Origin of the sequence: Armatimonas sp. (assembly GCF_043760365.1) — a bacterium.
Lineage (GTDB): Bacteria > Armatimonadota > Armatimonadia > Armatimonadales > Armatimonadaceae > Armatimonas.
In genome coordinates this window covers 1-2,022 of the sequence record NZ_JAYUPA010000262.1, presented here as the reverse complement: position 1 = coordinate 2,022, position 2,022 = coordinate 1, and the positions used below count along the sequence as shown (strand labels likewise).

Below are 2,022 nucleotides of genomic sequence, written 5' to 3'. Positions count from 1 at the left end.
GCGTGGCCAGGATGCCACCGTACTCACCCTCAGCCGCGAACTTCTCACAGACGGCACCCTTCCCATGGCGGCGCGGGCGGGAATCCAAGGAGTCTACGCCTTCGCCTTAGACAGCCTAGGTGCTCCCGAAGCCCCGGAGCAGTGCCGTGCTGCCACCGACTCGTTTCTCAGTGCAGGACAGCTTCTCGAAGCCGCCGAGGCGCTACGGCGCTCCTTCACAAAGAACACACCCAGTGCCGCCGAGCGTGCCCTGCTCCAGCGGCTTCTGGCGATCGCGGAGCGTCGGGGGGAGCTGAAAGTGCTGGGACAGTGGGTTGCCAGCCAACGAAATACGCACCCTAGCACTTTCGCCTGCCTCGGTAAAGCACTAGAGAGTGCCGGCAAAAAATACGCCGAGCTCCTGCCCACAGCCAGCAAAGAAAAGCTCGCACCCGATGCAACGGTCGCACTTCCCACCTCGGCAAAGGGCGTGGCCAGTGTCACGGCGCGGCAACTGGCGACGGCGGTAGATGCAGGCGACAGCGCACTGATCACAAAAGCGCGTGCAGGAATCGCCGCACTGCGCACGGGTAATCCGAGCCTCGCAGAGGCGCTGCTAGAGGCAATCGGGACTCTCTCCGCTCCGGCGCTCACCACACTGACGGCGGTGCGGCTCCGGCCCGTGATCGTGGACGCGTCTAATGTGGCACGGCACATCGCCGACCCGCTGGCGGCGCTCGTGGCGAAAAAACAAACGGCCTCAGTCGCTCAGCTTCTCCAGCTCCGTGCGTTTCTCCTGAGCCACGGGTTCTTTCCTGTACTCTGCATCGCCGATGCCAATCTGCGGCATCTAGTGACCGAGAAGGCGCTTTATGTCTCGCTGGTAGACCGACATATTATCCGTGAGACGCTCGCGGGAACCAGTGCCGATGAGCTACTTCTGACCGAGGCCCACGCGCACCACGCGCCACTGATTACCAACGATCGCCTAGCCGACTGGGGCAAGCAGGCGGAAGGTATCGAGCGGCTGGGCTTCACGGTTCACAAAAACGGCATCTGCCTTCTTCCCTCGTGAGTTTTCACTTTGTGAGTTTTCACTTTGCGGTACAATCAGCTCAGACTGCGCTGCAAGGAAGACGCCATCATGGGTTGCTGGAAACAACATAGCCGTCGTGATTTTGTGAGAGTCGGCTCGCTGGGAATGCTGGGGCTCTCGCTGGGGCTCTCCGATCTCTTTCGGCTGGAGAAAGCCTACGCGGCGGCTCCCAAAGCCAAGCATGTGATTTTAGTCTGGCTCGACGGTGGCCCGCCGCAGCACGAGACTTTTGATCCCAAGCCAAACGCGCCTTCGGGGATAAAGACCGAGATTGGGGCAATTAAAACCAATGTCCCCGGCCTTGAGATCTCCGAGCTGATGCCGCAGCTCGCCAAACAGATGGACAAAGTGACGCTGCTCCGAACGCTGGCACACGGCGAGGGCGCCCACGAGCGGGCCTGTCACTTACTGCTCACCGGCTGGACTCCCAATCCGTCGCTGGTCTACCCCGCCCTGGGCTCCGTGGTCAGCAAAGAGCTCGGCGGCGTGGGGCCGATGCCGCCGTATGTCTCGATTCCCGGCAATAACTTCGCCTTTGGCTACGGGCAGTCCGGCTACTTGGAGGCGGCGTTTGGGCCGTTCTCTGTGGGCGGTGATCCCAACGAGACGAACTTCTCCGTGCGCGATGTTGCGCTACCGGGGGGCATTACCCTGGAGCGGCTTGAGGGACGGCGCTCGCTGCTTGAGGCCGTGGACGGGGCGTTTCGGCGCTTCGAGAACACGCCCGAGAGCCACAGCCGCGATGAGTTCTACCACCGCGCCTACGACATGATCTCGTCGCCTGCCGCTAAGAAAGCCTTCGCGCTCCAGGAGGAGCCCAAGGAAGTGCGAGATCGCTACGGACGTCATAGCATCGGGCAGGGTTGCCTCTTGGCGCGACGGCTCGTGCAGGCGGGGGTGCGCTTCGTGACGGTCAGCCACGGCGGCTGGGACACGCACTCGGACCA

At 62.6% G+C, this 2,022-nt stretch carries 1 protein-coding gene and 1 pseudogene; both read left to right on the top strand.

Annotated features, from left to right (window positions below):
* Positions 1-1,054, top strand: a pseudogene (locus tag ACH2EH_RS06340) (hypothetical protein); the annotation flags it as partial.
* Between the two features lie 69 nt (positions 1,055-1,123).
* Positions 1,124-2,022: DUF1501 domain-containing protein (locus tag ACH2EH_RS06335; RefSeq protein ID WP_395140005.1), on the top strand; the 899-nt coding region annotated here is incomplete at its 3' end.